This window comes from Pseudovibrio sp. M1P-2-3 (assembly GCF_031501865.1).
GTDB lineage: Bacteria > Pseudomonadota > Alphaproteobacteria > Rhizobiales > Stappiaceae > Pseudovibrio > Pseudovibrio corallicola.
The window spans coordinates 2117712-2121881 of the sequence record NZ_JARRCW010000001.1 but is presented as its reverse complement, the minus strand read 5'-3'; the positions used below and the strand labels follow the sequence as shown (position 1 = coordinate 2121881).

At 45.9% G+C, this 4170-nt stretch carries 2 protein-coding genes and 2 pseudogenes; 1 reads left to right on the top strand and 3 read right to left on the bottom strand.

Annotated features, from left to right (window positions below):
• Positions 1-294 precede the first annotated feature (294 nt).
• Positions 295-1373 (top strand): annotated as a pseudogene (locus tag P6574_RS09440) (IS3 family transposase); the annotation flags it as partial.
• A gap of 126 nt (positions 1374-1499) precedes the next feature.
• Here P6574_RS09440 and P6574_RS09435 read toward each other — a convergent pair.
• The 3 genes and pseudogenes from P6574_RS09435 to P6574_RS22085 form a co-directional block, all read right to left on the bottom strand.
• Complete coding sequence (locus P6574_RS09435) at positions 1500-2522, bottom strand: cupin-like domain-containing protein (protein WP_310620063.1); 1023 nt, start codon at positions 2520-2522, stop codon at positions 1500-1502.
• A 30-nt stretch (positions 2523-2552) separates the two neighbouring features.
• Positions 2553-3718: pseudogene (locus tag P6574_RS09430) on the bottom strand (IS3 family transposase).
• Positions 3687-4067 carry a transposase gene (locus P6574_RS22085; RefSeq protein ID WP_405048087.1) on the bottom strand — a complete coding sequence of 127 codons (381 nt, stop codon included), beginning with the start codon at positions 4065-4067 and terminating at the stop codon, positions 3687-3689. The pseudogene P6574_RS09430 and the gene P6574_RS22085 overlap by 32 nt, the downstream one beginning before the upstream one ends.
• Positions 4068-4170: the final 103 nt, after the last annotated feature.

Genomic DNA, 4170 nt, shown 5'->3' with positions numbered 1-4170 from the left:
CAGGGCACTCTTTACAAAAAATGAGAAGCCCCACCAACTGCAGCTAGTTATCCTGAAACTATTCTATATTTGTTATCTTTCCTCCACACCAATCAAACTATAACGTTAATGCGGCATTTCGTTGAACTATATGGATAATGCTCATCACGCTTTGACGAGGCAGCAGGTAGTCCCAAAGATTTTACCTGACATTATTCTATATGGATAATGTCTAGAAAAGAGTAGGTCATCCCCCCGTAAATTGATCGAGTTTAGAAGTAGAGATAGTATTGCCTCATATTGAGGACTGATTTTATGAAGAAATCTCGTTTCAGTAACGCACAGATCATTGGCATATTGAAGCGAGGAGAAAGCGGTGTTCCGATTGCTCAGCTGTGCCGCGAGTATGGCGTGAGCGCACAGAGCTTTTATAAATGGCGGGCGAAATACGGTGGTCTGGATACTCCAATGATTTCGCAGATGAAGTCTACGCAAGACGAACTTCGCCGGTTTAAAAAGATGTCTGCCGAACTGTCTTTGCAAAAATGAGCTTTTGAAGGAGGCTCGGGCAAAAAATCCCAGAAGCCATCTCAGCGCAAGGAGATGGCTGTGTTTGCTATTGAGACAAAAGGAATTTCAATTGCTCTGGCGTGCCGCACCTTTGGTGTGAGTGAGCGCTGCTACCGTTATAGACGGCGCCTTTGCGACGAGAATGCCGTCATAGCTGACTGGCTGGTGCGTTTAACGACAATCAATAGGACCTGGGGTTTTGGGTTGTGGTTTTTATATCTACGCAACCTCAAAGGTTTTAGCTGGAACCATAAGCGTGTCTATTGCATAGACTGGGAATTGGAGCTGAAACCGCGCAAGCGCCTGAAACGAGCAAAGCCTGAAAAGCTGACGGTACCCTCCGGTCTTAATCAGGTGTGGTAGATGGATTTCATGTCAGACCAACTGGAAGACACCAGACGGTTGCGTACCCTCAATATTCTGGATGACTTCAACCGGGAAGGGTTGTGTATCGAAGTTGACTTTTCTCTCCCCACGCTCAAGGTGGTGCGCGCGTTGAAGCAGGTAATTGAATGGCGGAGCAAACCACTTGTGATCCGTGTCGGTAATGGCATGAATAACATCAGTGAAACTCTGTTGTCATGGGATAAATCGCAAGGGATCCAGATCTGCCATATCCAGCTAGGAAAGCCGGCTCAAAATGCCAATGCCGATATCGAGCGCTATAACAGAACCGTCAGGCAGGAGTGGCTGGATCAAAACTGCTTTGAGACCATCGAACAGGCTCAAAGAGAAGCCACAAACTGGCTCTGGACATATAACAACAAGCGGCCAATATGGCCATCGGCGGCATCACACCCGCTAGAAAACTAAGACTGGCAGCATGGTTCTACTGCAAAACTCCTCCAATAATGGGGGATTATCCGGACAAAAGACCGTTTAAGAGAACCAACAGTTTCAAAGCCTCATGCTAGAAAAAAACGGTAACCTAATAGAGGAATAGGTATGACTTATAAGCCCCCCTTTTTATCTCTTTTGGCTATTAGACCTATAGCCTTGGCTATACTTGCACCTACTCCAGCTGCCATTAACAATTTTATCAGACTAAGCGGACGAGGGTCCAGTAAGATTGACTTTAGAAACTTGTAGTTGGCTGGTATATTTAGATTACCAACAACATGAAGCGGAGGGCGCCAGCAGTAGGGCACTGTTATGCCAAACCCGTCAATCGCCTCCACACCATGCCACCAAAACGGCGGCAAAAAAGCAGCATCCCCTGTTTCAACTACACCTATTTGAGGTTTAAGATCTTGGGTATGAGGACCAAAGCAGTTTAGATCAGTAAAGTACAAGTCTTTCATAAACGGGTCGAATACTGTGTCCCAAGTTTTTTTATCCGAGGGTAACATACCAATTGTTTTACGCCCCTTTATTTGTGTCATCAGTGTGCAGTCTGTTTCGTGGTAATGCCAACAAGTTCCTGCATTTCTATAAATGAAACCACGTAGCCTAGGATAAAGGTATGGAGAGGGGGGGTTAGGTAGGAATTGAAAATCCCGAATATCTTCTTTTAAATTCTCATAGACATGGGCAGGTGCTGGTAAAATCTTTATGTTTGATATCGGCCATAGAACTGCTGCTGGCTGTTCTGAAGTCTGATGCAGGGTTTCCCAAGCCTTCTGAAATGTTACTTTGTGCCGTTCAACATCATTTCGTTCTTTTGTCATATAGTTTATATGGGGACATATATTGACTGTTTGCCCTTTTGTGCGCTCAATCAGGTAGGTGTCTTGGGGCCACTGCCTCAGTGCTGGCCAGTGTGAGGCTGCCCCCTTTATTATCAAAGGACGGTTACCATTCACGTACCATTGAAATTCTTCAGGGCTTAGCTGACTTGCCTCTACAGTCATGGTGGGTTCTGCACTTTCCATAAACCGCATTCCACTGACAATACGTCTATGATCCACAAGACCTTTGGTAGTATTTCTTAACTCAACCATCACGCTTTGTCTCCGATTAATACTACTGTTCATGAGCTTAAGCATTCGGGTGACTGGACTGGCTTAAGAAATGTGGAGAGCCTTCGTCTCAATATCTATTTGCTGTCTCTCGAATACAATTGGCGATTGATATCCTAACGCCGAATGTCTTCGAATTGGATTGTAAAAGCCCTCAATGTAAACGCCAAGAGCCTTTCCAGCTTCCTGTCGTGTTTGAAAGGCAGTTCGCCACAACATTTCAGCTTTGATGGTCTTGAACACCGTTTCCACCATGGCATTGTCAAAACAATTCCCCTTTCCGCTCAGTGACGAAGTGATACTGTACCTCATTAAGAGCCGCTGATAAGCATCAGCGCAGTACTGACTACCCTTGTCGCTGTGATGAATGAGACGGTTGTACGAAGGTCGTGTCGCCAAAGCTCGTTTTAATGCCGTTGTCACCAGATTGGTCTTCATATGGCTGCTGGTTGCCTACCCAATGATACGCCTTGAAAATAGATCTACGACAATTGCCAGGTACAACCAGCCTTCAGAAGTCTAAACGTAACTGATATCTGATCCCCTTTTCTGGTTGGGGCTAGTGCAGGTAAAGTCCTGCTTCAACAAGTTGGATACTACTGGTTTGCTATGATGGCTGTCTGTAGTTCTCTTGAATTTCTTTCTCCTCTCTACGATCAACGAGTTGTTACGCATCAGGCGGGCAATACGATGCCTACCGACAGTCATGCCAACCGCGGCAAGCTCGACGGCAATACGTCGTGTACCATACGTTTTTCTTGAAGCTGCAAACTTGTCCTTGATATGGGCAAGGAGAACCATGTCTTCTCGTTGTCTGGCGGATGCAGGCCGTTTTTTCCATGCATAATAGCCGCTGCTACTGACATTCATAAAGGCACTGAGCCGGGTGATCGGATAATAGGCGCTTTCCGCATCAATGAACTGAAACTTCAAAGACTTGTCTCCTTGGCGAAGAACGCAGCTGCCTTTTTTAAGAGTTCTCTTTCTTCTCGCAAGAGCTTAATTTCCTTGCGCAGACGGGCTAACTCCTTGTCTGTACCCTCATCTGGCCCGGAAAGTAAATTCTGCTCTCGAAAGTCCTTGTTCCAACGGTTCAAAGTAGAGCGGCTCACGCCCAGATCAGCCGCAATTTCAGGAATTGTCCTACCGCTTACTTCGACCAAACGCACCGCTTCACGTTTAAAGTCTTCTGTGTAATATGCCTGTCCCATAAAGTCCTCCTGTCACAAGCCTAACAGAAGTTTCTCCACTTTTTCTGATCCACTCCAGTGCTTCATGTATTCGCTCTAAAGTCCCTTCTTGGCTAAATCGCTTAAAATAGTAATGCACTGTACTGTTTGGGGGAAAGTCCTTCGGCAAGAAGGCCCATTGGCAGCCCGTTTGTAAAAGATAGAACAGGGTATTAATGACCGCCCGTAGGTCGGTGCTGCGTCGCCGACCGCGTTTAGGCTGCTTTGGCATATGAGGCTCAACTAAAAACCACTCTTTATCTGTCAAGTCGCTTGCATATCGCAGCCCTTTGCGACAATGAAGTTTCCGAGTGAACGGCGTCCATACCATTTGTGCCTCCAAGTTTTTCGCAGAACAAGAAAAACTCGAATACCGGCGTTTATTCAAGAGCTTATTTTTGAACAGACTCTAAGACTTTCCTTTTTCAGACATC

Bases quoted from the DNA above. Each gene is read 5' to 3' on its own strand.
- P6574_RS22085 (WP_405048087.1), bottom strand. From the start codon at position 4,067: ATGGTATGGACGCCGTTCACTCGGAAACTTCATTGTCGCAAAGGGCTG.
- P6574_RS09435 (WP_310620063.1), bottom strand. From the start codon at position 2,522: ATGAACAGTAGTATTAATCGGAGACAAAGCGTGATGGTTGAGTTAAGA.